Below are 25,969 nucleotides of genomic sequence, written 5' to 3' on the forward strand. Positions count from 1 at the left end.
ATTATATGTTTAGGTTTTTAGAATGATGCATTCAGACCGAATGTGAATGATGTTGGTGATGGGTAACGACCGTTATCGAGACCGAATACATTTGCACTGGCTGTTGAAAGACCAATTTCAGGATCATAACCATCATATCCTGTGATAGTGAACAGGTTAGTTGCATTGAATGTAAGACGAAGGTTTGTGAGACCAATCTTTTGGATTAGCTTCTTGTCGAAAGTGTACCCCAAAGTTACACTCTTTAGGCGAAGATAAGATCCATTTTCTATATAACGGTTGCTGAAAGCGTCGTTATCATTAGGGTCGTTGATAGAAGCACGTGGCAGTGATGCATCTGGATTAGATACCATTATATTTGATATGTTGTCATACCAAGTTCCTGTTACGTTACCGTCTGTGGCTGTAAGTCTTGCGCGATTGTTAATATCTGTAAGTTGGTTAGTCCAAGGACTGTTCATATGAGTAAGTTTCATTTTTAGGTAGTTGGCAACCTTGTTGCCTACATTGCCATTGATGAATAAGTTCAGGTCAAAGTTCTTATAACGTAATGTGTTGTTCCAACCGAATGTCCATTTTGGAAGTGGTGAACCAATGTTAGTCTTATCTTTTTCATCAATAATACCGTCACCATTTACGTCCTTATACTTTAAATCGCCTACATAAATAGTATTTGTACGACTGTATTTTGTTGGGTCTGTACTCCAAGATTTCTTACCGTTTGCATCTGTTATGATTGGGTTGTTCTTTTGAAGCGTATTTACAGGTGAATTGAGAATATCTTGGAAGTTCTGATAAACTCCTTCAACCTCATATCCATAGAAACCGTAAAGACTTTCGCCTGGAGTAGTACGACTTACAACGTCTGACCACTGACCATAACCAAGTAGAGCGGTACTTCCTGCAAGACTTTTCAATTTATTTCGATTTATAGAAACGTTGATATCAGAATCCCATTCAAAGTCCTTGTTTACGATAGGCTTTGTATTAAGTGCTAACTCAACACCATGGTTTTCTATGTTGCCATAGTTTCCGTAAGGAGCTGCAAGAGCTGAAGAAGAATTGCCACTTGTACCCATGATAGAAGGCAAAATAAGCTGCATAAGCATATTCTTAGATTCCTTTTTATACCAGTCTACTGTGAAATTTACTCGATTGTTGAACAAACCAAGATCAAGACCTACATTCCATTGATCCTGTGTCTCCCATTGAATATCAAGGTTTTTCAAGTTCTGTGGGCGATAAGAAGTTCCAAGACCTGTTTCCATAACAGACATTGCAGATCCCCATTTATAACTACCGATATTTGAGTTACCAGTCTGTCCCCAACCTATACGCAACTTTCCGTTGCTTAGCCAGTCACCTGTAATATCTTGAATGAACTTCTCGTTAGAGAAACGCCATGCAAGAGCTACAGAGTGGAAACCAGCCCAACGCTTGTTTGGACCGAAGTTTGAACTTCCATCATAACGATATGTGTATGTACCGAGATAACGGTCGTTGTAGTTGTATGTTTCACGAGTGAAGAAAGATGCCATAGCAGAACTTCCCCAACCTTCTCCAATCTGTGGTGTACCTGAACCTAATGCTGGGTTGTGTACTATATCGTTTGGTAGGTTAGTGTTGAAGATAGAAGTAAAGTCATAATTTGATTCCCAACATTCCTGACCAAGCATTGCTGTTATACCGTGCTTGCCGAATTGCATATTATAGGTAAGGTAGTTGCTTAATGACCAATAGTTGCTACTGTTCTTTTGTATACGACCTTGGTTTTGTGCTCTTACCCATGTTCCTAGGTTTACCATAGGATTATAAGTTTCACCTTTTGATGCACCGATATCATAACCTAACTGTATGTGCCAAGTAAGGTTTTTCATAGGGGTGATATCTGCAAAGATACTACCGTTGAGACTCTGGCGATCTAATAGAATATTATCTAACATTGCAAGTGCAATAGGGTTTGGATTGGTAAATCCTTCCTTTGAAACACTAGAATAACCACCATCAATATTATAAATTTGGATGTCTGGAGGTGTTGTCAGTGAGTAGTTGATAAGACCAGCATCACTATCTGCGAGTTTCAGACTTTCTGAAGTTTTTGAATATGTTGCGTTAAGGCCGAGTTTAAACCATTTTTTTAGTTGTGCTGTGAGGTTTATACGGAAAGAATAGCGGTTGAAATTACTACCAATGATTGTTCCATCCTGATCTGTGTAACTACCTGAAACGTAGTAGTTGATCTTATCTGTTCCACCTTCTGCACTAATTTGATGCTCCTGCTGCCATGCTGTCTGGAAGACGGCATCTTGCCAGTTTGTTCCCTTTCCTAGAAGAGAAGGATCACTATACGTCTTGTCTGGTTTTGAAATTTCACCTTGAGCAGCCATATCATTATAAAATTCTGCAAATTCTCTTAAATTGAGAATGTCTAGGCGATTGTTTTGGCGTGATGCTGTAACACTTCCGCTATATGTGAACTTAGCCTCACCAGCTTTACCCTTCTTTGTTGTGATAAGTACAACGCCGTTTGCACCTTGAGCACCATAAATAGCGGTAGCAGAAGCATCTTTTAAGACTTCAATATTAACAATGTCTGCAGGGTTTAGAAGTGACAAAGGAGAAATGGTTGAATGTGAACCATTACCAAGAGCGTCTCCTAGTCCAAGGCTGGCGCCACTGTTACTTTGTGATTGAAATATCACTCCGTCAACAACATATAATGGATCAGCACCTGCATTGATAGTTGCATTACCACGAATGTTAACAGAAATTGCTGAGCCTGGAGCACCTGATGTTCGAACAGCATTGACACCGGCTATACGTCCTTGGAAACTTTGGTCAATATTAGTCATAGGTGCAGACTTAAGAGTCTTTTCGTCCAATGAAGCAGAGGCACCGGCAAGGTCACTTTTCTTCATTGTACCATAGCCTACAACGACAACCTCTTGAAGTGAGTGGTTGTCTTCAGAAAGAGTTACTTTAAGATTATTCTCGTTCCCTAGTTTCACTGTGCGTGTGATATAGCCTATATAGGAAACCTCAATTGTGGCATTGGCTGGTGCATTGAGGACGAAGTTACCGTCGATATCGGTAATAGCTCCTGCGTTGCTTCCTTTAACCTTTACCGTTGCACCGATTATTGGACCTTGAGAGTCTGACACGGTACCTGTGATTTTCTTAGTCTGTTGCACAGCCATTGACATTGCTGTCGCTTTGGCTGCTAAAGTTTGCGGAGAATAACCTAGAAGTCCTAGACTACAGAAACCCGCAAGCAACGTTACTTTACAGTTTGAATTCATACATTATTGGTTTTTGGTTACAGCACTTTCGTGCTTTTGTTTTTAGGTTTAAATAAATTCGTATTAAGCAAGTTCTTATATGCTTTCAATGCTACTTATGTTATTATTTTCTTTTCCATAATTAGATTTAGTTATAATGTTTTATAGTCGTAAAGATTATCGGTTGCAAATATACGCATTAATCTTCTATGCTTTTTGACTTTAATTGCTTATTATTGATACTTTTTTGCTTAACAATGAAATTGTGTGTAACTGGTCATATATACATAATATATAATAGTATTAGTCGTTTTTATTCAATTTTAGTAATATCTAATTTTGTTATATTAAGCAAAAAGGGCTGTTTTTGTCTTAAAACGTTATAATAGTAATTAATCCATATACTGCATGAAAGTTGAAGTAATGAGCAAAAAAGTATCAAACATATATTGAAATATTGTATATCTTTGCAGATGTAATTTTCAATCTGTTTTAAGATTATTATAAAAATCAAAATGAAAAAACTGCTATTCTTTTTATTTGGATTATTTAGTATATTATCTATTTCCGGTCAAGTTCGCGGAAATAATATAGTTGTTATGGTTCAGCCAGATCATGATGAATGGAACTATGTAGTGGGAGAGACTGCAGTTTTTAAAGTTAGTGTTTTGAAATCAAGTACTCTTGTTAATAATGCAATAGTTTCTTATGAGGCAGGTCCTGTAATGTATGCTGATATTAAGAAAAATACTGTGCTAAAAAACGGAACAATGATATTCCGTGGAAAAATGAATGTTCCTGGATTTTATCGTCTGAAAGTTATTGCAAACGTAAATGGTAAGGAATATGAAGGACTTTGCACAGCGAGTTTTTCTCCGGAAAAGATAATGCCTTATGCTTATGAACCAAAGGATTTTGATACTTTTTGGACTAAAGCACTTAAAGATGCAAGACTTAATGATTTAAATCCTACAAAGAGACTTTTGTCAGAACGTTGTACTGTAGATGATGACGTGTATGAAATAAGTTATGTGAACAATACCTCTAACAGTAGAATATATGGAATATTGTCTGTTCCTGTAAAACAAGGTAAATATCCTGCATTGCTAAGAGTTCCTGGTGCTGGAGTTCGTCCTTATAGCGGTGATACATACACAGCCCCAGGTAAAGCTATCGTATTGGAAATCGGTATACATGGTATTCCTGTCACGATGCAACAGAGTGTTTATGATAATTTGCTTGGTGGGGCATTGAATAATTATTGGGATACAAATATTGATAATCCTGATAAAAATTATTATAAACGTGTTGTTACAGGGGCAGTTCGTGGTGTTGATTATATAGCGTCTTTACCTCAATGGGATGGGAAAACTATCGGCGTGACAGGTGCAAGTCAGGGTGGCTTTCTTTCATTAGCTGTTGCGGCATTGGATAAGCGCATTACGTTTCTTGGTGTAGTTCATGACGCAATGTGTGATTATTCGGCTGAAGTGCATGGAGTAGCAGGAGGTTGGCCACATTATTTTTATAAGAATACAGATAAATCATTAAATGATAAAGTAGATGCTAGTATGTATTATGATGGTGTCAATTTTGCAAAAAGAATTAATGTTCCTGGATGGTATTCTTTCGGATATAATGACGAAGTAGTACCTCCTACATCATCTTATGGACTTTATAATATTGTTAAAGCACCAAAGATATTGAGTGTGTATCAGCAGACAGGTCATTACTGGTATCAGGAACAATGGGATGAATGGCAGAATTTTATAAAAGAACACTTGAATGTAAAATGATATAGGTCTTAATAACTAATTTTTTGATTATGAAAAGATTTACAATTCTTAATGCAATATTTTTCCTAGCTCTTGGAGTGAATGCTAATACACCTGCTTGTAAATTAATTAAACGCCTTAGAACTTTACAAAAGGCTGGTATAATGATAGGACATCAAGATGATCCAGTATATGGAAAAACATGGAAGTGGGATCTTGGTAAATCAGATGTCTTGTCTGTTATTGGTGATTATCCTGCAGTTATAGGATTTGATTTAGGAGAGATAGAATTAGGTCACACTAAGAATCTAGACAAAGTTTCATTTGATAGAATGCGCGATGAAATAATAGCACAATATAAACGAGGTGGAGTTATAACATTGAGTTGGCATCCATATAATCCTGTTACAGGTAAATCTGCATGGGATACAACTGGTAATGCTGTTAAAGAGATTTTTCCAGAAGGTAGCATGTATTCAAAATTTGACGGTTGGTTGAAGATTGTTGCAGAGTTTATTAATTCATTAAAGACAGAAGATGGCATTAAGATACCTGTGATATTTCGTCCTTGGCATGAAATGAGTGGCGGTTGGTTCTGGTGGGGTAAAGGTGGTTGTACACCTGATGAATATAAAAGATTATATATGCTGACACATGATAAACTTGAAAAAGAATATCAATGTGATAATATTGTGTGGGCTTTCTCTCCAAATAGTGGATATAGTGATTTTATGAACTATTATCCAGGAAACAGTTATGTTGATGTTTTGGGTGTGGACTTATATGAGTTTGATAAGGATAATGCAAAATACCAGCAGAGCTTGAAACATGATTTGGACGAAATAACGCAGATAGCGAAGAAAGAAAATAAAATAGTAGCTCTAACAGAAACCGGCTGTCAGCAACTGCCTTATGCAGACTGGTTTACAAATACATTGTGGACAGTGCTGAAAAACTATAAATTAAGTTATGTTTTGTTTTGGCGAAATGCTTGGGATAATGATAAAGAACTTTATATTTCATACCCAGGACATTCTACAGAAACTGATTTTAAAAAGTTTTATGACATAAAGCAAACATTATTTGTTAAAGATATAAATAAAAATAAATAAGATATAATTATGAATAGCTTTCAAGAAAAGGTAAAATCACTGCGTGAACGACACGAACATTTGATAAAAAAAACAAATGAACCAGAAGAGTTCGGAAACGGAATTTATATAAGATATAAAAAACCGATATTAACTGCGGAACATACTCCATTGGAATGGCGTTATGATTTTAATGAAAAAGATAATCCATATTTGATGCAGCGCATAATGATAAATGCTACACTTAATAGTGGTGCTATTAAATGGAAAGGCAAATATCTGCTTGTTGTGCGCGTTGAAGGTGCTGACAGAAAAAGTTTCTTCGCTGTTGCTGAGAGCCCTAACGGAGTTGACAACTTCAGATTTTGGGACGAGCCTATAACTATGCCAGATGATATAGTTCCTGCAACAAACATTTATGATATGCGACTTACAGCGCATGAAGATGGATATATTTATGGGGTGTTCTGTGCAGAGCGTCATGATGATTCACAGCCTGGAGATTTAAGTGCTGCTACGGCAACAGCTGCTATTGCACGTACAACAGACCTAATTAACTGGGAACGCTTACCTGATTTGAAAACAAAAAGTCAACAGCGTAATGTGGTATTACATCCAGAGTTTGTTGAAGGTAAGTATGCTTTTTATACGCGTCCACAGGATGGATTTATTGATACAGGCTCAGGCGGTGGCATAGGATGGGCTCTTGTTGATGATATTACTAATGCTGAAATTACAGACGAGAAAATAATCAACTTTCGCCATTATCATACAATAATGGAAGTAAAGAATGGCGAAGGTCCTCATCCAATAAAAACAAATCATGGATGGCTTCATCTTGCGCATGGTGTGCGTGGATGTGCTTCTGGATTGCGTTATGTATTATATATGTATATGACAGCACTCGATGACCCAACAAAGGTTATTGCAAAACCTGGTGGTTACTTGCTTGTTCCTAAAGGTAAGGAATATATTGGAGATGTAATGAATGTTGTTTTCGCTAATGGTTGGATTGCCGATGAAGATGGTAAGGTTTTTATATATTATGCAAGTTCAGATACTCGAATGCATGTCGCTGTTTCGACAATAGACAAACTTGTAGACTATTGTTTACACACACCGGAAGACGGTCTTTCGACAAGTGCCTCTGTTGAGACAATAAAGAAGCTTATAGCTAAGAATAAAAAACTTTAATATTTAATCCATAAGTTATATAGAGTTATCTAATTTTTACTATATTTGCAATTCTGTGTAATTTATGGATTTATTTAAATAATAACCTAATGACAAAATCTAAACTAATTGAGAAAATAGGATATGGCTTTGGCGACATGTCTAGTAGTATGTTTTGGAAGATATTTTCTTATTATCTACCGATTTTTTACAGTGATGTCTTCGGACTGTCACTTGGCGCCACAGCAACACTGATGTTAGTTACTCGTATTTGGGACGCAATATTAGACCCGATGATGGGTATTCTTGCAGACCGTACACAGACAAAATGGGGTAAGTATCGTCCTTATCTATTGTGGTTTGCTGCTCCTTTCGCAGTATGTGGAGTGTTCTTATTTACAACACCTCATCTGGGAGAAACAGGGAAGCTAATATGGGCTTATGTTACATATATACTTATGATGACAGTTTATACAGGTATTAATGTCCCTTATGGTTCAATGCTTGGAGTATTAACAAATGATTCTGACGAAAAGACTGTTTTCTCTAGTTTTAGAATGTTTTTTGCTTATGCAGGTTCATTTATAGCTTTGTTTGCTTGGGAACCTCTTTGCGATTTGTTTAAGGCGCATGGTTGTGCAGAAACAGGTGCATGGCAAGGAGCTATGGTCGTAATTGCTGTTTTCTGCTTTTTCTTATTCCTATTATGTTTTAGAATTACTAAAGAGCATATAAAGGTCGAAGCTACATCTCTAGGTTCAGATGTTTCTTCTCTGTTGAGAAACTCTCCTTGGTGGTTGCTGACAGGCGCAGCTTTGTGTTCAAATTTGTTTAATACTGTACGTGGTGCAACAGTAGCTTATTATTTTAAGTATTATATAGGTGAAAATATTCATATAAATTTAGGTATAGCAAGCTTCTTGTTCTTCGCAGGTTTATTCCTTGCTGTAGGTGAAGTTTGTAATATGGCAGGAGTCGTTATTGCTGTTCCGATTAGCCGAAGAATTGGTAAGCGCAGTACTTTTGCTGTTTCTTGTGTAGGAATGGCTATTCTTAGCTGCTTGTTCTTCTATTTACCGTGTACAAATGTAGGTTTCATAACAATGTTGTTATTGCAAATTTTGATATCTATCTGTACAGGAATAATCTCTCCGCTTATATGGAGCATGTATGCAGACGTTGCTGATTTTGCTGCTGTAAAGGACCATACATCTTCAACAGGACTTATATTCTCATCAGGATCTATGGCACAGAAGTTTGGAGGTGCTATTGCAGGAAGTGCAGTCCTATGGTTGTTTGCAGCTTTTGGACTAGTTCCAAATGCATTGCATCAAACAGACAGCGCTATTCTTGGAATGAAACTAACAATGAGTTACATACCTGCAGCTGTTGCAGTTCTTATGGTTGTAATTATGTTTGTTTATCCGCTAACAAAGAGCAAGATGAAACAAATCAATGCTAAGTTAAAGAATATACGTAAAATCGAAGATTAATGGATAGCTTTAAACAGACAATGCAGGATGTTCTTGAAAACAATATCCTGCGTTATTGGATTGACAATGTTACTGATAATGTCAACGGTGGATATTATGGTAGGGTAGACGGTCATGATATTGTTCATGCTGATGCTGATAAAGGTGCCATAATGAATGCTAGAATTTTATGGAGTTTTTCTGCAGCATATAGAATACTTGGCAAGAAAGAGTATCTTGTTGCAGCAACTCGTGCACGAGATTATATTTTAGATTATTTCATTGATAAGGAGTTTGGTGGCGTATTCTGGTCTTTGGACTATAAAGGCAATCCTTTGGATTGTAAAAAGCAGACTTATGCTATAGGTTTTACTATATATGGTTTAAGTGAATATGTTCGCGCAACTGGTGATAAAAGATCTCTTGAAGTAGCTATGTCATTATATAATGATATAGAAAAATATGCTTTTGATGCAGATAATAATGGTTATATAGAAGCTCTTACTCGAGACTGGAAGCCCATTGAAGATATGCGTTTGAGTGACAAAGATGAGAATGGGAGTAGAACAATGAATACTCATCTACATATCATAGAACCGTATACTAATCTTTATCGTGTGTGGAAAGATAAAAAATTGGAACAGAGTATGCGTAACTTGCTTGATATCTTTACTGATAAACTCCTTAACACAGAAACTTATCATCTGGATTTGTTCTTTGATGATAAATGGGAAGGAAAGCGAAACGTAGAGAGTTATGGACATGATATTGAGGCAAGTTGGCTTTTGCATGAATCAGCATTAGTTCTTGATGACAAAAAATTATTAAGGAAAATAGAACCTATAATAAGAAAAATTGCAGTTGCGGCTGATGAAGGACTGCGTTCTGATGGGAGTATGATATACGAACATTGGAAAGATGATGATAGTTATGACATGCAGAGGCAATGGTGGGTGCAATGTGAAAATATTATAGGGCACATGAATATATATCAGTATTTTAGAGAGGAAACATCTCTTGGGATAGCTGTAAGATGTTGGTCATTTATACAAAAGAATCTTGTTGATTGGGACAAAGGAGAATGGCATTGGGCAAAACTTGAAGATGGAACTTTGAATGTCGTAGATGACAAAGCTGGTTTCTGGAAATGTCCTTATCATAACAGCAGAATGTGCATTGAACTTATAGAGCGTCGGTTTTAATACCGGTGCTTTTTTTTATTTATGTGCCCTTTTTTTTGTTAATATAGCGTAATATTTATAATATTATTGCTAACTTTGCAAACGCTTTTGGCAGATTAGCTATCTACCTTAGTTTAAGCAGATTATTAAAATAACGTTATAGATTTTATGTATTTTACTTTATTCATTACCGTTTTGATAACGGCTGTGTTCTTGGTATTGGCATCTTATGTCATTGCTAAGCTTATCGGTCCGCGTTCTTACAATCCGGTAAAGGGTGAACCATTTGAGTGTGGTATTCCTACTCGCGGCTCTTCTTGGCTGCCAGTACACATTGGATATTACCTTTTTGCCATCCTTTTCCTGATGTTTGACATTGAGACCGTATTTCTCTATCCATGGGCTGTTGTCGTAAGACAATTTGGGCCAATGGCTTTAGTTAGTATTGGTTTCTTCTTGGTAGTATTAGTATTTGGCTTGGCTTATGCCTGGCGGAAAGGAGCGTTGGAATGGAAGTAAGAAAACCTCACATTAAGAGTATTCCTTATGACGAGTTCAAGGATAATGACTCTCTTGAAAAGATTACGCAGGAATTAAACGAAGGCGGAGTAAATGTAATGCTTGGTTCATTGGATCAGGCTATTAACTGGGGACGAAGCAATTCTCTCTGGTCACTTACTTTTGGTACTTCATGTTGTGGAATTGAGTTTATGTCAGTAGGTTGTGCGCGTTACGACTTCTCTCGCTTCGGCTTTGAGGTGACTCGTAACTCTCCACGCCAAGCAGACTTGATTATGTGTGCCGGTACTATTACCAATAAAATGGCACCTGTATTTAAGCGCTTGTATGACGAGATTGCAGAACCTAAGTATGTTGTAGCTGTTGGTGGTTGTACCATAAGTGGTGGACCTTTCAAGAAAAGCTATAATGTAGTTCGTGGTATAGACGAGCTTGTTCCAGTGGATGTATACATCCCAGGATGCCCTCCACGTCCAGAAGCAATTCTTTATGGTATGATGCAATTGCAGCGTAAGGTTAAGATTGAAAAGTTCTTTGGTGGCGTAAACCATAAGATGACAAAGGAGGAACGTGAACTATCTTTAAGTAAGGGTGGCTTACGTGGAATCAGTAATGAGGTTCTAACTTCAACTGTGAAACATGGAAAGAGAACTCCTATCATCGTAACAGATGTCCCTGAAGATTTCGATCCAAATAAAGAGCTAACTGATTAATAAGGTACAAGAAAATGAAACTAAATAATATAGAACTCAATTTCGATAACTTTGCCCCTGAAATGGCAAAGTTGAAGAACGAGAAACATTTCGATTACCTTGTTACCATTATTGGTGAAGACTTTGGAGAAGAAGGTCTCGGATGTATCTACATACTTGAAAATACAGATACTCATGAGCGCTGCTCAGTTAAGACTATTGGTAAGAAGGTTGGCGATGATGTAGTTATTCCAACGACTCTTAATCTTTGGAATGCTGCTAATTTGTTAGAGCGTGAGGTATTTGATTTCTTGGGAATAAAGTTCTTGGGACATCCAGATATGCGTCGCTTGTTCCTTCGTACGGATTTCAATGGTTATCCTCTTCGTAAGGACTTTGATGAGAGCCCTGAGAATAATAAGTTCCCTGTTACAGACGAACCTGAATCAGATTTCACTACAGAATGGAATCTTGATAGAAGTGGTAATCTTGTAGCTACACAGCATCGTCTTTTTGATGAAGATGATTTCGTTGTAAATATGGGACCTAACCACCCTAGTATGCATGGTGTGTTACGTTTGCAGACTATTGTAGACGGTGAGACTATCAAGGGTGTATATCCACATTTGGGATATATTCATCGTGGTATGGAGAAGATGTGTGAAAGTATGACTTATCCTCAGTCTCTCGCATTAACAGATCGTTTGAATTATCTTTGTGCAATGATGCAGCGTCATGCATTAGTAGGTGTTATAGAAGAAGGTATGGGAATAGAACTCTCAGACCGCATTCTGTATATCCGTACAATAATGGATGAGTTGCAGCGTATAAATAATCACTTGTTGTTCCTTGGTACATGTGCACAAGACTTGGGTGCTTTAACTGCATTCCTATATTGCATGCGTGATCGTGAGCATGTTTTGAATGTGATGGAAGAGACAACTGGTGGTCGACTTATACAAAACTATTATCGTATAGGTGGTCTTCAGGATGATATTGATCCAAATTTTGTACAGAACACAAAAACACTTTGTAAATATCTGCGCCCTATGGTTCAGGAATACATGGACGTGTTTGGTGATAATGTAATTACACATCAGCGTTTGGAAGGTGTTGGTCCTATGGGTCTTGACGATTGTATTAATTATGCTCTTACAGGTCCTGCAGGACGTGCAGCTGGATGGCATAATGATGTTCGTAAAAATCATCCTTATGGTGTATATGATAAGGTGAAATTTGACGAAATAACTCTTACTGGAGCTGATTCAATGGCTCGTTACATGGTTCATATAAAGGAAATATATCAGAGTTTGAACATTATAGAACAGCTCATTGATAATATTCCTGAAGGTGAATTCTATATCAAGCAGAAGCCTATCATTAAGGTTCCTGAAGGTCAATGGTTCTTCTCTGTAGAAGGTGGAGCTGGTGAATTTGGAGTTTATCTCGACTCTCGTGGTGATAAGAGCCCTTATCGTTTGAAGATGCGTCCAATGGGATTGACCTTGACAGGTGCATTCGACAAGATGCTTCGTGGACAGAAGATTGCTGACTTGGTAGCAACTGGTGCTGCAATTGATTTCGTAATTCCTGATATTGATAGATAAATTATGTTTGATTTTAGTATAGTAACAAAATGGTTCGATGCGCTCCTTAGTCAGACTTTGGGGTTGCCTAGTTTCTCGACCATTCTTATTGAGTGCGTACTCATCGGACTTTTGGTCTTGACAGCTTATGCGCTTATTTGTATCGTACTGATTTTTATGGAACGTAAGGTTTGTGCTTATTTCCAGTGCCGTGTAGGTCCTATGCGTGTAGGTCCTTGGGGTATATTTCAGGTGTTTGCAGATGTTTTGAAGATGCTCATAAAAGAAATCTTCACAGTAGATAAGTCTGATAAACTTTTATATGCGATAGCTCCGTTCCTTGTAATGATTGCTTCTGTTGGTACATTCTCTTTCCTTCCTTGGAATAAGGGTATGCACATTCTGGATTTTAACGTAGGTATTTTCTTGGTTACAGCAATTAGTTCAATTGGTGTACTAGGTGTATTCCTTGCAGGTTGGGGTTCTAACAACAAGTATTCTGTTGTATCAGCAATGCGTGCTGCAGTACAGATGATCTCTTATGAGGTGTCTTTGGGCTTATGCCTTATTTGTGCTGTAATTCTTACAGGTACAATGCAGATGAGTGGTATTATTGAGGCTCAGACTGGTCCTTGGAAGTGGCTTATTATTCAAGGCCATATTCCTGCAATCATCGCTTTTATAGTATTCCTTATCGCTGGTAATGCTGAGGCTAATCGTGGTCCATTTGACTTAGGTGAAGCCGAAAGTGAGTTGACTGCTGGTTATCATACAGAGTATTCAGGTATGGGCTTTGGTTATTATTACCTTGCAGAGTATTTGAATCTATTTGTTATATCAGGACTTGCGAGTGCTGTCTTCCTCGGAGGTTGGGCACCATTGAACGTCGGTATTACAGGATTTGACAATTTGATGAATATGATACCAGGTTTCATTTGGTTCTTCGGTAAGACATTTATGTTGGTATGGATTCTTATGTGGGTCCGTTGGACATTCCCTCGTCTTAGAATTGATAATCTTCTGAAACTGGAATGGAAATATCTCATGCCTTTAATGCTAATCGTGCTTGTTCTTACAACTTGCTGTGTTGCATTTGGTTTGACTTTTTAATCCGCATAGGCAATAGAATATAAATATTGAATAATAAAATGGAAAATAATAAATCATATTTCGGTGAAATAGGAGCTGCAATCAAAACTCTTGCTACTGGTATGAAAGTTACTCTTATAGAGTACTTTACTCCAAAGATAACAGAGCAGTATCCTGAGAACCGCAAGACTACCCTCCATGTTGCTCAGCGTCATCGTGGCCGTCTCGTTTTCAAGAGAAATGAGGATGAAAGCCATAATTGTGTTGCTTGTACAATGTGCGAGAAAGCTTGTCCAAATGATACAATCAAGATTACAGCTCACATGGAGGAAGATCCTGAGACTGGTCGCAAAAAGAAAAAGCTGGATGATTATCAGTATGATCTTGGCGACTGTATGTTTTGTCAGCTGTGTGTTAATGCTTGTAACTTTGATGCGATTGAATTTACAAATGATTTTGAGAATTCTGTATTCGACCGCAATAAGTTGGTATGTCATCTTGACAAAGAAGTATATAAAGGTGGTAGCCTTCCAAACATCCTTGATGGTGGTGCGCCTTTGACTATCGGTAAGTTTAACACTAAAACCAAGTAATAGATTATGGCAAATTTAGTTATGTTTTGCATTTTGGCTGTAGTCATTCTTGGATCAGCCGTAATGTGTGTAATTACAAAGCGAATCATAAGGGCAGCTACATTTTTGCTCTTCGTTTTGTTTGGTGTTGCGGGAATTTATTTCCTACTAGACTACACATACCTGGGTGCCGCTCAGATTTCTGTTTATGCCGGAGGTATCACTGTTATGTATATCTTTGCTATTCAGCTTGTTTCTAAGCGTTCACTTCAAGGACTTATTGAGCGTTTCAAGGGTAGCCGTGTCATAAGCGGTTTGCTTTTATCGCTTGTAGGTCTTGCTACTGTAGGTGTAGTTTTAATTAAGAATAATTTTATCAATGCTGCTGCTCAGGTTACTGATACAGAAGTTCCTATGGATCAAATTGGTACAGCCCTTCTTGGAAGTGGTAAGTATCAGTATGTACTTCCATTCGAGTTCATTTCAGTATTTCTTTTGGCATGTATCATTGGAGGTATAATGATTGCACGAAAGGAGGACAAGAAATGAATATCCCTGTAGAATATTTTATAGCACTTAGTACACTGCTTTTCTTTATCGGAGTATTTGGCTTTGTTACACGTCGTAACCTTGTAGCTATGCTTATCTCTATAGAATTGATATTGAATTCTGTAGATATAAATTTTGCAGTCTTCAACCGCATTCTTTTCCCAGCACAGTTTGAAGGTTTCTTCTTCACATTGTTCTCTATCGGAGTAAGTGCAGCTGAGACAGCCGTGGCTTTGGCCATTATTATTAATGTTTACCGTAACTATCACAGTGACCAGGTGAACAGTATTGAAAACATGAAATTCTAAAAGAAATGGAATACAGTTATGCATTTTTAATACTTCTTCTACCATTCTTGAGCTTCTTGGTTCTTGGTCTTTGTGGTATGAAGATGAAAAAGCCGGTTGCCGGTTTAATCGGTACTATAATGTTGGGTAGCCTTTTCGCTATGTCTTTGTATACTGCGTATGAGTATTTCTTTGTTATAGGAAGAGATGCTGCTACTGGTTTATATCCAACAGTTACAGTATTTAATTTTACTTGGTTGAAATTTACCGAACTCCTCACATTCAACATTGGTTTCCGTCTTACTCCAATAAGCGTAATGATGTTGATCGTTATCACAACGGTAAGTTTTATGGTCCATATTTACAGTTTCGGCTATATGGCTGAGCGTGATGACAAGTATAAGTTTGAAGAATACGAACATGGTTTCCAGCGTTTCTATGCTTATCTCTCTTTGTTCACCATGAGTATGCTTGGACTTGTAGTAGCTACAAACATTTTCCAGATGTATATGTTCTGGGAGTTGGTTGGTGTATGTTCTTATTTGTTGATTGGATTTTATTATCCTAAACATTCAGCAGTACACGCTTCAAAGAAGGCTTTCATCGTTACTCGTTTCGCAGACTTGTTCTTCTTGATAGGAATCTTGTTCTTTAGCTACTATGTCGGAACATTTAATTACGACATGAATGCTAACCCTGAGCTTATCGGTAAGTTAGCTTCTGTTGCTGTTAAATATTCTTGGTTGTTGCCTTCTGCATTATTCTTAATGTTTATTGGTGGTGCTGGTAAGAGTGCGATGTTCCCATTGCATATTTGGTTGCCAGATGCTATGGAAGGTCCAACTCCAGTATCTGCATTGATTCATGCTGCAACAATGGTTGTCGCTGGTGTTTACCAGGTTGCAAGTCTTTTCCCAATCTGGGTACAATATGCTCCTAATCAACTTCATTGGGTAGCTTACATAGCTGCTTTTACTTCGTTCTATGCAGCTGCTGTAGCTTGTTGCCAGAGCGATATCAAGCGTGGTCTTGCATTCTCTACTATATCACAGATTGCTTATATGTTGGTTGCACTTGGCGTAAGTTATGCAGTCGACAATCACGAAGGTGGTCTTGGTTACATGGCAGGTATGTTCCACTTGTTCACACACGCTATGTTTAAGGCTTTGTTGTTCCTTTGCTCTGGTGCTATAATTGTCATCATAGGAAGCAACTTCAAGCAGTATATGGGCGGACTTCATAAGTATATGCCTATCACAAATATCTGTTTCCTTATTGGTTGTATCGCCATCAGTGGTGTATGGCCTTTGGCAGGATTCTTCTCAAAGGATGAAATTGTTTCAGCTTGTTTTGAGTTCTCTCCATTCATGGGATGGTTTATGACTCTTGTATCAGGTATGACAGCATTCTATATGTTCCGCTTGTATTATGTTATCTTCTGGGGACAGAGCTATTATGAGCTTGATCCAGAGAATCGCAAGAAGCCAGGTGAGGTTCCTTTCGTTATGTGGGGACCATTGGTATTCCTTGCTATCATATCAATATTTGCTGGTTGGATTCCTTTTGGACATTTCGTTTCAGCTACTGGTCAGAGTATGGAGATTGGATTGCAGCATTTTGAGTTTACAAGTGTTGCGTGGTTCAGTTTGTTGGCTGCTGCCATTGGTATTGGTCTTGCGACATGGATGTATCTTCCAAAGAACAATCCTGTTCCAGATATGCTTGCTAAGAAAATGCCTAGACTTCACAAGGCAGCTCTCAATCGTTTTTATATTGATGACGCTTGGCAGTTCTTTACTCATAAAATCGTGTTTGGTTGTTTCTCTAAGCCTATTGCTTGGTTTGACCGCCATGTTATCGATGGTACTTTTAACTTCATGGCATGGGGTGCTCAAGAAGCTGGTGAGACAATTCGTCCATGGCAGAGTGGAGACGTTCGTTCTTATGCTGCATGGTTCCTTACTGGTACTATAGCTTTGACTCTGATTTTGCTTTGCATTCTCAGCTAATGAATAATGAAGATTTAATAAAGAATAAATAGAAAAATGAGTATATTAACATTATTCGTAGTAATTCCGGTACTAATGCTTGTTGGTCTTTGGTTAGCAAAGAATGACAATCAGGTACGTGGTGTGATGGTTGTTGGAGCCTCTGCATTGCTTGGTCTTGCAATATGGCTTACTATCACTTTCATTCAGATGCGTCATGCGGGTAACACCGAACTGATGCTGTTTACGTATAGCGCACCTTGGTTTGCACCTCTTAATATAGCATATAGCGTTGGTGTTGACGGTATATCTGTTGTGATGATATTGCTTTCTGCTGTTATCGTTTTCACAGGTACTTTTGCATCATGGCAGCTAGAACCAATGAAGAAAGAATATTTCCTCTGGTTTGTTCTTCTTAGTATTGGTGTTTTTGGTTTCTTCATTTCAACAGACCTCTTTACGATGTTCATGTTCTATGAAGTTGCTCTTATCCCAATGTACCTTCTTATTGGTGTATGGGGTACAGGTCCTAAGGAATATGCAGCAATGAAGCTTACCCTTATGCTTATGGGTGGTAGTGCTCTTTTGATTCTCGGTATTCTCGGTATATATTATTTCAGTGGTGCAACAACAATGAATATTAATGAAATTGCAGCACTTCACAATATACCAGTAGCTGTTCAGAAGGTATTCTTCCCATTGATATTTATTGGCTTCGGTGTTCTTGGAGCTATGTTCCCATTCCATACATGGTCTCCTGACGGTCATGCTTCAGCCCCTACGGCTGTATCAATGCTTCATGCAGGTGTACTTATGAAACTTGGTGGTTACGGATGTTTCCGTATCGCAATGTACTTGTTACCTGAGGCTGCTCAGCAACTATCTTGGATATTCCTGGTACTTACAACATGTTCTGTCGTATATGGTGCACTTTCTGCATGTGTACAGACTGACTTGAAATATATCAATGCTTATTCATCTGTATCTCACTGTGGTATGGTTCTCTTCGCATTGTGTATGATGACACAGACAGCTATTACAGGTGCAATCATTCAGATGCTTTCTCATGGTCTTATGACAGCTTTGTTCTTCGCTTGTATCGGTATGATCTATCACCGTGCCGGAACTCGAGACGTACGTTATCTTGGTGGTTTGATGAAAGTTCTTCCATTCCTTTCTGTATCTTATGTTATAGCAGGTTTGGCAAACTTAGGTCTACCAGGTTTCTCTGGTTTCGTTGCTGAGATGACAATCTTCGTAGGTTCATTCCAGAATGCAGATATGTTCCATCGTGTGTGTACGATAATTGCTTGTACATCAATCGTTGTAACAGCCGTTTACATTCTTCGTGTTGTTGGTAAGATTCTTTTCCAGAAGGTACCAAACAAGAAGTTCTTTGAACTTCATGATGCAACATGGGATGAGAGATTAGCTGTAGGAGGTCTAATCTTCTGTGTTGCTGGTCTTGGTTTGTACCCACTTTGGGCAAGCAATGTAATCAGTGATGCAGTTGCTCCAATTATCAATCATATTATGAGCACTACAGTTGCTGCTCTGTAATGTAGATTTTAATTATTAAGATTAAAGATTTATTATGAATATAGATTATAGTCAATTTTTAAATATGATACCAGAAGTCACTTTGATGGCTCTTTTGGTAATCGTCTTCATTGCAGACTTTGCTACATCGCAACGAGCTGTAATACCTACTTCTAACGGAGAGGCTAACAGTTCTTCACGTGTATGGTTTAATCCTCTAGTTTGTCTGCTAATGGCAGCACATATTGTGATAAACATATTCCCAACTACAGCTTCTGTTGCTTTTGGTGGAATGTATTATACAAACCCTTCTGTTGGTGTTATCAAGACTATCCTTGCTTTAGGAGCATTGATCGTATTGATACAAAGTCGTGAGTGGATACAGCGTCCTGATACACAATTCAAGGAAGGTGAGTTCTACATGCTTATTGCCTCAACTCTTCTTGGTATGAACATGATGGTTAGTGCTAATCACTTCCTACTGTTCTTCTTGGGACTTGAAATGGCATCTATTCCAATGGCTTGTTTGGTAGGTCTCGATAAGTATCGTCATAATTCAGCCGAGGCTGCTGCTAAGTTCGTTCTTACTGCTGCATTCTCAAGTGGCATCATGCTCTATGGTATTTCATTTATCTATGGAGCTATGGGTACTTTGTATTTTGATGATATTGCAGCTAAGATCACAGCTACACCTCTTACTATAATGGGTATGGTATTCTTCTTCAGTGGACTTGGTTTCAAGATCTCTTTGGTTCCATTCCATTTCTGGACAGCTGATACCTATCAGGGTGCACCAACAACTATCACTGGTTATCTTTCTGTTGTTAGTAAGGGTGCAGCAGCATTTGCTCTTTGTTCTATCTTGATCAAGGTCTTTGGTCCTATGGTAGAATATTGGCAGTATATGTTGTTTATAGTTGTTGTTCTTTCAATTACTATCGCCAACTTGTTTGCTATTCGTCAGAGAGACCTCAAGCGTTTCATGGCATTTAGTTCTATCTCTCAGGCTGGTTACATTGTTCTAGCTATCGTTGGCAACTCAGCAATGAGTTATACAACTCTTAGCTTCTATGTTCTTGTCTATGTTGTAGCCAACATGGCAGTGTTCTCTGTTATCAGTAGCATCGAGGAACATAATAATGGAACAGTAGATATGGAGAGTTATAATGGACTTTATAAGACCAATCCAAAGCTTTCGTTCCTTATGACAATTGCTTTGTTCTCTCTTGGTGGTATTCCTCCATTTGCAGGTATGTTCAGCAAGTTCTTTGTTTTCATGGCTGCTGTAAAGGGTCAATCTTTATCTACAACACCAGGTATTCTAGCTTATTCTGTTGTATTCATCGCTTTGATTAATACTGTGATAAGTCTTTACTACTATTTGTTGATTGTGAAGGCTATGTATATCAAACCAAATGAGAAACCTCTTCCTTGGTTCAAGAGCGCAAGTAGCACTAAGTTGGCTCTTGCTATCTGTACAGCAGGAATAGTCATGTTTGGTTTGTTCAGCATGGTTTATTCATGGATAGACAGTGCATCTGTAGCTTCAATGTAATCTACAGATATAACTTAACGAAAAATCCCAATGTTCATTACGAGCATTGGGATTTTTATTTGTTAGTTTATTTATTACTTCTGTACTTGGAAATCATCTTTTGTTACTCCGCATACTGGACATGTCCAGTCGTCTGGAAGATCTTCAAATGATGTACCTGGAGCTATTCCACTTTCTGGATCTCCTACCGCTGGGTCGTATACGTAATCGCATACATCGCAAACATACTTTTCCATGTTGTTAAATTTTAAATTGTTAATAATCTTATTTTGTTGCTTTTGCAAATTCTTTACCATATTCAATGCAGTCATCCAAATCTTTCTCGTCTGGAACCCATTGTTTCTTTATTCCATCGTTCACGACTTCGAATCCTGCTTCCTGCAAGTGTGCGGTAATCATTTTTGGAGCATCACCGTTCCAGCCATAAGATCCGAACGCTGCAGCTTTCTTTCCTTTATATTTTATTCCGCGAGCCATTTCCAATATTCCGGCAATTGCATACGAAAAACCGTTGTTTATTGTTGGCGAACCAACTAGTATGGCTTTAGACTGGAAAATCTCTGTAAGAATATCATTCTTGTCTATCTGTGAGGCATTGAACAATTTTACAGTCACATCTTTGTCTACTTCCTGAATACCATCAGCAATTGCTTCACCCATCTTACGTGTAGATTGCCACATCGTATCATAGATAATTGAAATCTGGTTTTCTTTATATCCGTTACACCAATCAATGTATTTGTCAATAATCTGTTTAGGATTATTCTTCCAGATAATACCGTGGCTAGGGCAAATCATCTTAATAGTAAGATTCATACCGATAAGCTCTTTCACCTTTCTGCTCACCATCATACTGAATGGGTTAATGATGTTAGCGTAGTATTTCTGAGCTTCCCACATCAAGTCATCCTGCTTTACAGTATCATTGTATAGTGATTCTGTTGCAAAGTGCTGACCGAAGGCATCATTAGAGAATAATATATTTTCTCCAGAAAGATAGCTGAACATTGTGTCTGGCCAGTGAAGCATTGGTGCTTCTATGAATGTAAGAGTATTCTGTCCTAGATTAAGAGTATCACCAGTTTTGACGTTTACAAAGTTCCAGCCTTGTGGATGATAGTGACCACGAATAATAGATTCACCTTTCTTTGTACAATATATCGGTGTATCTGGAATCTCACGCATTAATTCTACCAATGCACCACTATGATCAATCTCGTTATGATTCATTACAATGTAATCAATCTTTTTCAAATCTATGGTCTTCTTCAGTCTTGCTACAAATTCCTTATCATAAGGTTGCCATACTGTGTCGATAAGTGCTGTCTTTTCATCCTCAATAAGATAAGCGTTATAACTGGAACCATGCATTGTCGAGAGTTCGTCTCCGTGGAATTTGGTAAGCTCCCAATCTATCTTACCAACCCATGATACTTTATTTGTGATTTGTTTTGCCATTATCTTTTTGTTTAATATCCTACTTTTTTGTACACGCAAAGATATGAATTATCTTTTTCTTGGTGTAAACTAAACTTAAATATTTGCTTTAATTTAACTATCTTTATCAAAAAGTACAAATCTACAGAAAAACGAACGATTGTCGCCGTTTCGCATGGATTCTATTCCGTTACTTTGTGGCAATATAACAGTCAATCTAATAACTAATTGATTCTTTAGTACTTTAATGTTTAATAATGAAAAAGATTTTATTATCCTTTTGGATTTTATTCCTGTGTCTAGGGCTTAGTGCCCAGCGCATGACAGATGCACTTGATCGTGGTCTTGTCGTAGTTCATCGTACAAATGGAACTAGCAATGAGGGAACTTTCGTAAGTTGGCGTATCCTTGCTAATGAGTATTATGACGTCACCTATAATGTTTATAGGGATGGTACCAAACTGAATGATACGCCCTTGAGTGTGTCAAATTATAATGATACAGGTGGTAGTACCACTAGTGAGTACACTGTAAGCGCTATTGTTAAAGGTGTGGAGCAGCCTCAGTGTAAACCGCAGACATCTTGGAATTGTTATCTTTATAAGCTTATTGATCGTAACTTCTCTGGCTATAAAGACATCACTCTTCAAAAAGTATATTCAAATGCTGGTGGAGCTGATATCACAGCTGATTATGAGCCTAATGATATCAGTATGGCTGATCTCGACGGTGACGGACAACTTGAGATACTTCTCAAGCGTCTTAATACCAAAGACGCCTCTTCTTTGTATTTGGAGAATGCTACAGATTATGCGATCCTTGAGGCATATAAACTTGATGGTACACGAATGTGGTGGATTGATTGCGGTCCAAACATGGTAAGTCTCAACAGTACAGAACTTAATATTGTTGCTTATGACTGGGATTGTGATGGTAAAGCAGAGGTCGTACTTCGTGGTGCTGATGGTATGAAGATTCATTTCTCTGACGGTACTACTAAGGTTATCGGCGACGCAACCGTAAATACAAGAAGTACGTTTGCACATACCGATGCGCAGTATTGCTGGACTCACACAGGTAATGAGTATCTTCTTTATCTAAATGGAGAGACAGGTAAACCATATCAAATTGAAGATTTTCCACTAAAGAGATTCGAAGATGGTGAAACAGATCTTAAAGCTGCTTGGGGGGATGACTATGGTCATCGTTCATCAAAATATTTCTTTGGTGCTCCTTTCCTTGATGGTCGTAAGGCTAGTTTGTTCTTAGCTCGTGGCATCTATACCCGTGAGAAGATGATCGCTTATGATATCAATCCGCAGACGCATGAGTTTACTACCCGTTGGACTTGGAACTGTAATCAATCTGGTAGTGAGTGGTATGGTAACGGTTATCATAATTTCTGTGTTGCCGATGTTGATATGGATGGTAGGGACGAAATTGTATATGGTTCAATGGTCATTGATGATAATGGCAAGGGACTTAGCACAACTGGGCTTGGTCATGGTGATTCTCAACATGTAGGTGACTTTGATCCATATCGTCATGGACTTGAATTCTTTGGTTGCAATGAGGATAAGCCTGGAAATAATTATCGTAATGCAACTACATCCGATATGTATTATCGCTTTGAGACAGCAGCCGATGATGGACGTGCTTTAATTGGAAAATTCTCTGATAGCTATCATGGATGTCAAGCTCGTTCTTCTGCTTCAAATTTAATTAGTTCTGTTACAGATAATGTTCTTGGCATCACCGCTGATACTTTTCTAAAGTGGAGTGATTTGAATTTCAGAATCTATTGGGACGGTGATTTGTGTGATGAAGTTCTGAATAGTCCTGGTACTGCTAAGGAGGCTAAAATAGAGAAGCCTGGTTATGGCAGACTCTTTACATCTTCTGGTTGCAACATGAATAATGATTCTAAGAACAATCCTTGTTTTCAGGGTGATATTCTAGGTGATTGGCGCGAAGAGTTTATTGTAAGATGTGGCGGAAACCTCAGAATATATACGACAACATATCCTACTGAATATCGTAATTATACTTTGTGGCACGACTCTCAATATCGCCAAAGTGAAGTATGGCAGATGGAAGCATACAACCAAACTCCTCATACAAGTTATTTCCTTGGAAAGACTGAAGGCATTACCATCGCACCTCCTCCAAGTACGCTCACTGATAGGGTTGAGATAGCTGACGGTGCATCCATTAATACAGACAATAATAATAAGCATTTGCTTTTGGCTAAGACTGATAATATGAATGTCAGTGTTGTTGACGGTGCTGCGCCATATATCCTTACTGACAATGCACCTACATGGGTTGAGGGACATGATGACAATGCTAATATCACAACTACTACTTATACGCATACCATTACTGGTGGTGCATTCACTGGTGAGATGCGTCTTATAAAGCAAGGTGATGGAATCTTGAAACTGCCTAATGTCACAGAGACCTATACAGGCAATACTGATGTATGGAATGGTGAACTAGATTTTGATGGAAATATGGCTTCAAGTCGTGTGTGGTTAAATCGTTTCGCTACATTGAAAACAAATGGTGGTAAGTTTGGTGCAGGTATTGTAATGGACTATGCTTCAAAACTTATGCCACAGGGTGATGTGACAGCACGCTCAGTTACTTTGAATTTCGGTTCTCGAATTGTTATGCCATTGTCTTCTGCCAAGATCTCAGCTGATACATTACGTATAAATAAGGTAGACTGGACTGACGGTCCAAAATATCTTGCTCCAGTCATTGAGTTCACTGGTAATACCAAACCTAATGATGGTGCCTATCTCCTTGGTACTTTTGGTAGAGTAGAGGGAAGTTTAAGTGATATTATCATTGAAGGTATCAGTGGTGTAACCTACAAATTGGAAATGTCTGGCAACAATCTCTATCTAGTTGTTGGAAACGGACAGGTTCCTACAGGTATCAACGAAATATCAAAAGATGATTCTCAGGATAAGTACTATAATATAGAGGGCATGAAAATGCCAGATGTAAAAACGTATAAAGGCGTTTACATCAAGGATGGCGTGAAAGTTATGAAGCGCTAGAATGAAGATAAAGTTGTAATGCGATTTCGCATTACAACTTTATAAATATATGTTTCTTCCACAATGGATAACCCATTAGTGCATTCAATAGCATGAATAAGATAGCATAAACAAGTGATGCCATATATGGATTGATGATGATAGTGCTTATACCGTTGTATATGCCTAGTTTCAATCCTGTTGCTCCGAATATGATACTAACTAGTTCGCTGACTACATAGAGAAATAGAGGATTGGTTCCGAATATCAAAGCCATGTTCAGCTTCTCCTTTGCTACCCCCTTTATATCAATGTAATACATCAGCAATCCCTGACATATAGCAGCTAGTCCGCAAGTCATGCACACATAGCTTGGACTCCATATTCTTTTATTCAATGGTAATCCAAAACTTACAAGATAACCGATGATGACTAGTATGCCGCCTGCAATCATAAACTTCATCACCTTGTCTTCTGTGTCTTTCGCAGATGCCATCAGCTTTCCGCAATAAAAACCTATCATCGTGTGGGCTATTGCCGAAATCGTACTTAGCAACCCTTCTGGATCTACAGGACTTTTGTGATATAGATGATCATATCCAAATATACTTGTATCAACCTTTGATAATATATTCAGATGCGAGTCATAAGCATATCCGTTGCCTAGTATTAATATGGCTGAATATGCCGCAAGCAATACTACAATTGTTATTGGTATATATTTATGCTTAAAGCTCAGTGCAAATATTGATACGGCAAGATAGCATATCGCAATCCGTTGCATCACTCCCCAAATTCTAAGGTGAGCGAAGTCTAGTCCTTTACCGCTTAACAGTAATCCAAACCAGTTGATCAGCAATCCAATCGCAAACATCATGATCGTTCTCTTTGCTATTTTCCTTGCTGTGGCCTTGCTCCATGTAAAATTACTTTTCTTGAAACTAAGGAAAGTTGATATTCCCATGATAAACAAAAAGAATGGAAACACCAAGTCGCATGGAGTCATACCGTTCCACTTGCTGTGTTCTAGGGTAGAGTATATCATTTTTCCACCACCGTTGTTTACAGTTATCATAAGAGCCACGGTAAGTCCTCTTAATACATCAAGTGATATCAGACGTTGCTTTTCCATATCTATT

Annotated in this window: 20 protein-coding genes; 16 read left to right on the forward strand and 4 right to left on the reverse strand. The window is 38.1% G+C overall.

Features of this window, described 5'->3' with window-relative positions:
- Positions 1 to 17: 17 nt before the first annotated feature.
- Entirely contained in the window at positions 18 to 3,299 is a 3,282-nt protein-coding gene (locus HEQ28_RS02080) for a SusC/RagA family TonB-linked outer membrane protein (RefSeq protein ID WP_434503536.1), read from the reverse strand.
- Positions 3,300 to 3,793: 494 nt separating this feature from the next.
- Between HEQ28_RS02080 and HEQ28_RS02085 the strand changes: the two genes are divergently transcribed.
- From HEQ28_RS02085 to HEQ28_RS02155, 15 genes are all read left to right on the forward strand, one after another.
- On the forward strand, positions 3,794 to 5,074 hold the full coding sequence (locus tag HEQ28_RS02085) for an acetylxylan esterase (RefSeq protein ID WP_434503537.1): 1,281 nt from the start codon (positions 3,794 to 3,796) through the stop codon (positions 5,072 to 5,074).
- Between the two features lie 29 nt (positions 5,075 to 5,103).
- On the forward strand, positions 5,104 to 6,165 hold the full coding sequence (locus tag HEQ28_RS02090; RefSeq protein WP_434503538.1) for a glycoside hydrolase family 26 protein: 1,062 nt from the start codon (positions 5,104 to 5,106) through the stop codon (positions 6,163 to 6,165).
- Positions 6,166 to 6,174: 9 nt separating this feature from the next.
- Positions 6,175 to 7,338 carry a glycoside hydrolase family 130 protein gene (locus HEQ28_RS02095; RefSeq protein WP_434503539.1) on the forward strand — a complete coding sequence of 388 codons (1,164 nt, stop codon included), beginning with the start codon at positions 6,175 to 6,177 and terminating at the stop codon, positions 7,336 to 7,338.
- An 89-nt stretch (positions 7,339 to 7,427) separates the two neighbouring features.
- Positions 7,428 to 8,810 (forward strand): MFS transporter, encoded by a 1,383-nt coding sequence (locus tag HEQ28_RS02100; RefSeq protein WP_434503540.1) that lies wholly within the window; start codon positions 7,428 to 7,430, stop codon positions 8,808 to 8,810.
- Positions 8,810 to 9,991, forward strand: a complete 1,182-nt coding sequence (locus HEQ28_RS02105; protein WP_434503541.1) for an AGE family epimerase/isomerase — start codon at positions 8,810 to 8,812, stop codon at positions 9,989 to 9,991. The genes HEQ28_RS02100 and HEQ28_RS02105 overlap by 1 nt, the downstream gene beginning before the upstream one ends.
- A gap of 147 nt (positions 9,992 to 10,138) precedes the next feature.
- Positions 10,139 to 10,489 (forward strand): NADH-quinone oxidoreductase subunit A, encoded by a 351-nt coding sequence (locus HEQ28_RS02110; RefSeq protein ID WP_018463926.1) that lies wholly within the window; start codon positions 10,139 to 10,141, stop codon positions 10,487 to 10,489.
- Complete coding sequence (locus tag HEQ28_RS02115; RefSeq protein ID WP_434503542.1) at positions 10,480 to 11,202, forward strand: NADH-quinone oxidoreductase subunit B; 723 nt, start codon at positions 10,480 to 10,482, stop codon at positions 11,200 to 11,202. The genes HEQ28_RS02110 and HEQ28_RS02115 overlap by 10 nt, the downstream gene beginning before the upstream one ends.
- 14 nt (positions 11,203 to 11,216) lie before the next feature.
- A complete protein-coding gene (locus HEQ28_RS02120; protein ID WP_434503543.1) occupies positions 11,217 to 12,788 on the forward strand; it encodes an NADH-quinone oxidoreductase subunit D-related protein in 1,572 nt (523 codons plus the stop codon).
- Between the two features lie 3 nt (positions 12,789 to 12,791).
- Entirely contained in the window at positions 12,792 to 13,877 is a 1,086-nt protein-coding gene (gene nuoH / locus HEQ28_RS02125; RefSeq protein ID WP_434503544.1) for an NADH-quinone oxidoreductase subunit NuoH, read from the forward strand.
- Between the two features lie 38 nt (positions 13,878 to 13,915).
- Complete coding sequence (locus HEQ28_RS02130) at positions 13,916 to 14,449, forward strand: 4Fe-4S dicluster domain-containing protein (protein ID WP_434503545.1); 534 nt, start codon at positions 13,916 to 13,918, stop codon at positions 14,447 to 14,449.
- A gap of 6 nt (positions 14,450 to 14,455) precedes the next feature.
- Entirely contained in the window at positions 14,456 to 14,977 is a 522-nt protein-coding gene (locus HEQ28_RS02135; protein ID WP_207153819.1) for an NADH-quinone oxidoreductase subunit J family protein, read from the forward strand.
- Entirely contained in the window at positions 14,974 to 15,285 is a 312-nt protein-coding gene (nuoK, locus tag HEQ28_RS02140; protein WP_018463932.1) for an NADH-quinone oxidoreductase subunit NuoK, read from the forward strand. Before HEQ28_RS02135 ends, nuoK begins: the two co-directional genes overlap by 4 nt.
- Before the next feature lie 5 nt (positions 15,286 to 15,290).
- Positions 15,291 to 17,273, forward strand: a complete 1,983-nt coding sequence (nuoL, locus tag HEQ28_RS02145) for an NADH-quinone oxidoreductase subunit L (protein WP_434503546.1) — start codon at positions 15,291 to 15,293, stop codon at positions 17,271 to 17,273.
- Positions 17,274 to 17,309: 36 nt separating this feature from the next.
- Positions 17,310 to 18,812, forward strand: coding sequence for a complex I subunit 4 family protein (locus HEQ28_RS02150; RefSeq protein WP_434503547.1), 1,503 nt, complete (start codon positions 17,310 to 17,312; stop codon positions 18,810 to 18,812).
- Between the two features lie 34 nt (positions 18,813 to 18,846).
- Positions 18,847 to 20,346, forward strand: a complete 1,500-nt coding sequence (locus HEQ28_RS02155) for an NADH-quinone oxidoreductase subunit N (protein WP_434503548.1) — start codon at positions 18,847 to 18,849, stop codon at positions 20,344 to 20,346.
- 74 nt (positions 20,347 to 20,420) lie between these two features.
- On the opposite strand, the gene rd is transcribed toward HEQ28_RS02155, so the two are convergent.
- Entirely contained in the window at positions 20,421 to 20,582 is a 162-nt protein-coding gene (gene rd, locus HEQ28_RS02160; protein ID WP_434503549.1) for a rubredoxin, read from the reverse strand.
- 28 nt (positions 20,583 to 20,610) lie between these two features.
- Positions 20,611 to 21,804 carry an anaerobic nitric oxide reductase flavorubredoxin gene (locus HEQ28_RS02165; RefSeq protein ID WP_434503550.1) on the reverse strand — a complete coding sequence of 398 codons (1,194 nt, stop codon included), beginning with the start codon at positions 21,802 to 21,804 and terminating at the stop codon, positions 20,611 to 20,613.
- 236 nt (positions 21,805 to 22,040) lie between these two features.
- Here HEQ28_RS02165 and HEQ28_RS02170 point away from each other — a divergent pair, with 236 nt between their 5' ends.
- The gene (locus HEQ28_RS02170; RefSeq protein WP_434503551.1) at positions 22,041 to 24,851 is read left to right on the forward strand and encodes a rhamnogalacturonan lyase family protein; all 2,811 of its coding nucleotides are present in this window, start codon (positions 22,041 to 22,043) and stop codon (positions 24,849 to 24,851) included.
- Between the two features lie 31 nt (positions 24,852 to 24,882).
- Here HEQ28_RS02170 and HEQ28_RS02175 read toward each other — a convergent pair whose 3' ends face one another.
- Positions 24,883 to 25,962, reverse strand: coding sequence for an acyltransferase family protein (locus tag HEQ28_RS02175; RefSeq protein ID WP_434503552.1), 1,080 nt, complete (start codon positions 25,960 to 25,962; stop codon positions 24,883 to 24,885).
- Positions 25,963 to 25,969 lie beyond the last annotated feature (7 nt).

The sequence above is a fragment of the Prevotella sp. genome, from assembly GCF_051059605.1.
Taxonomy (GTDB): Bacteria; Bacteroidota; Bacteroidia; order Bacteroidales; family Bacteroidaceae; genus Prevotella.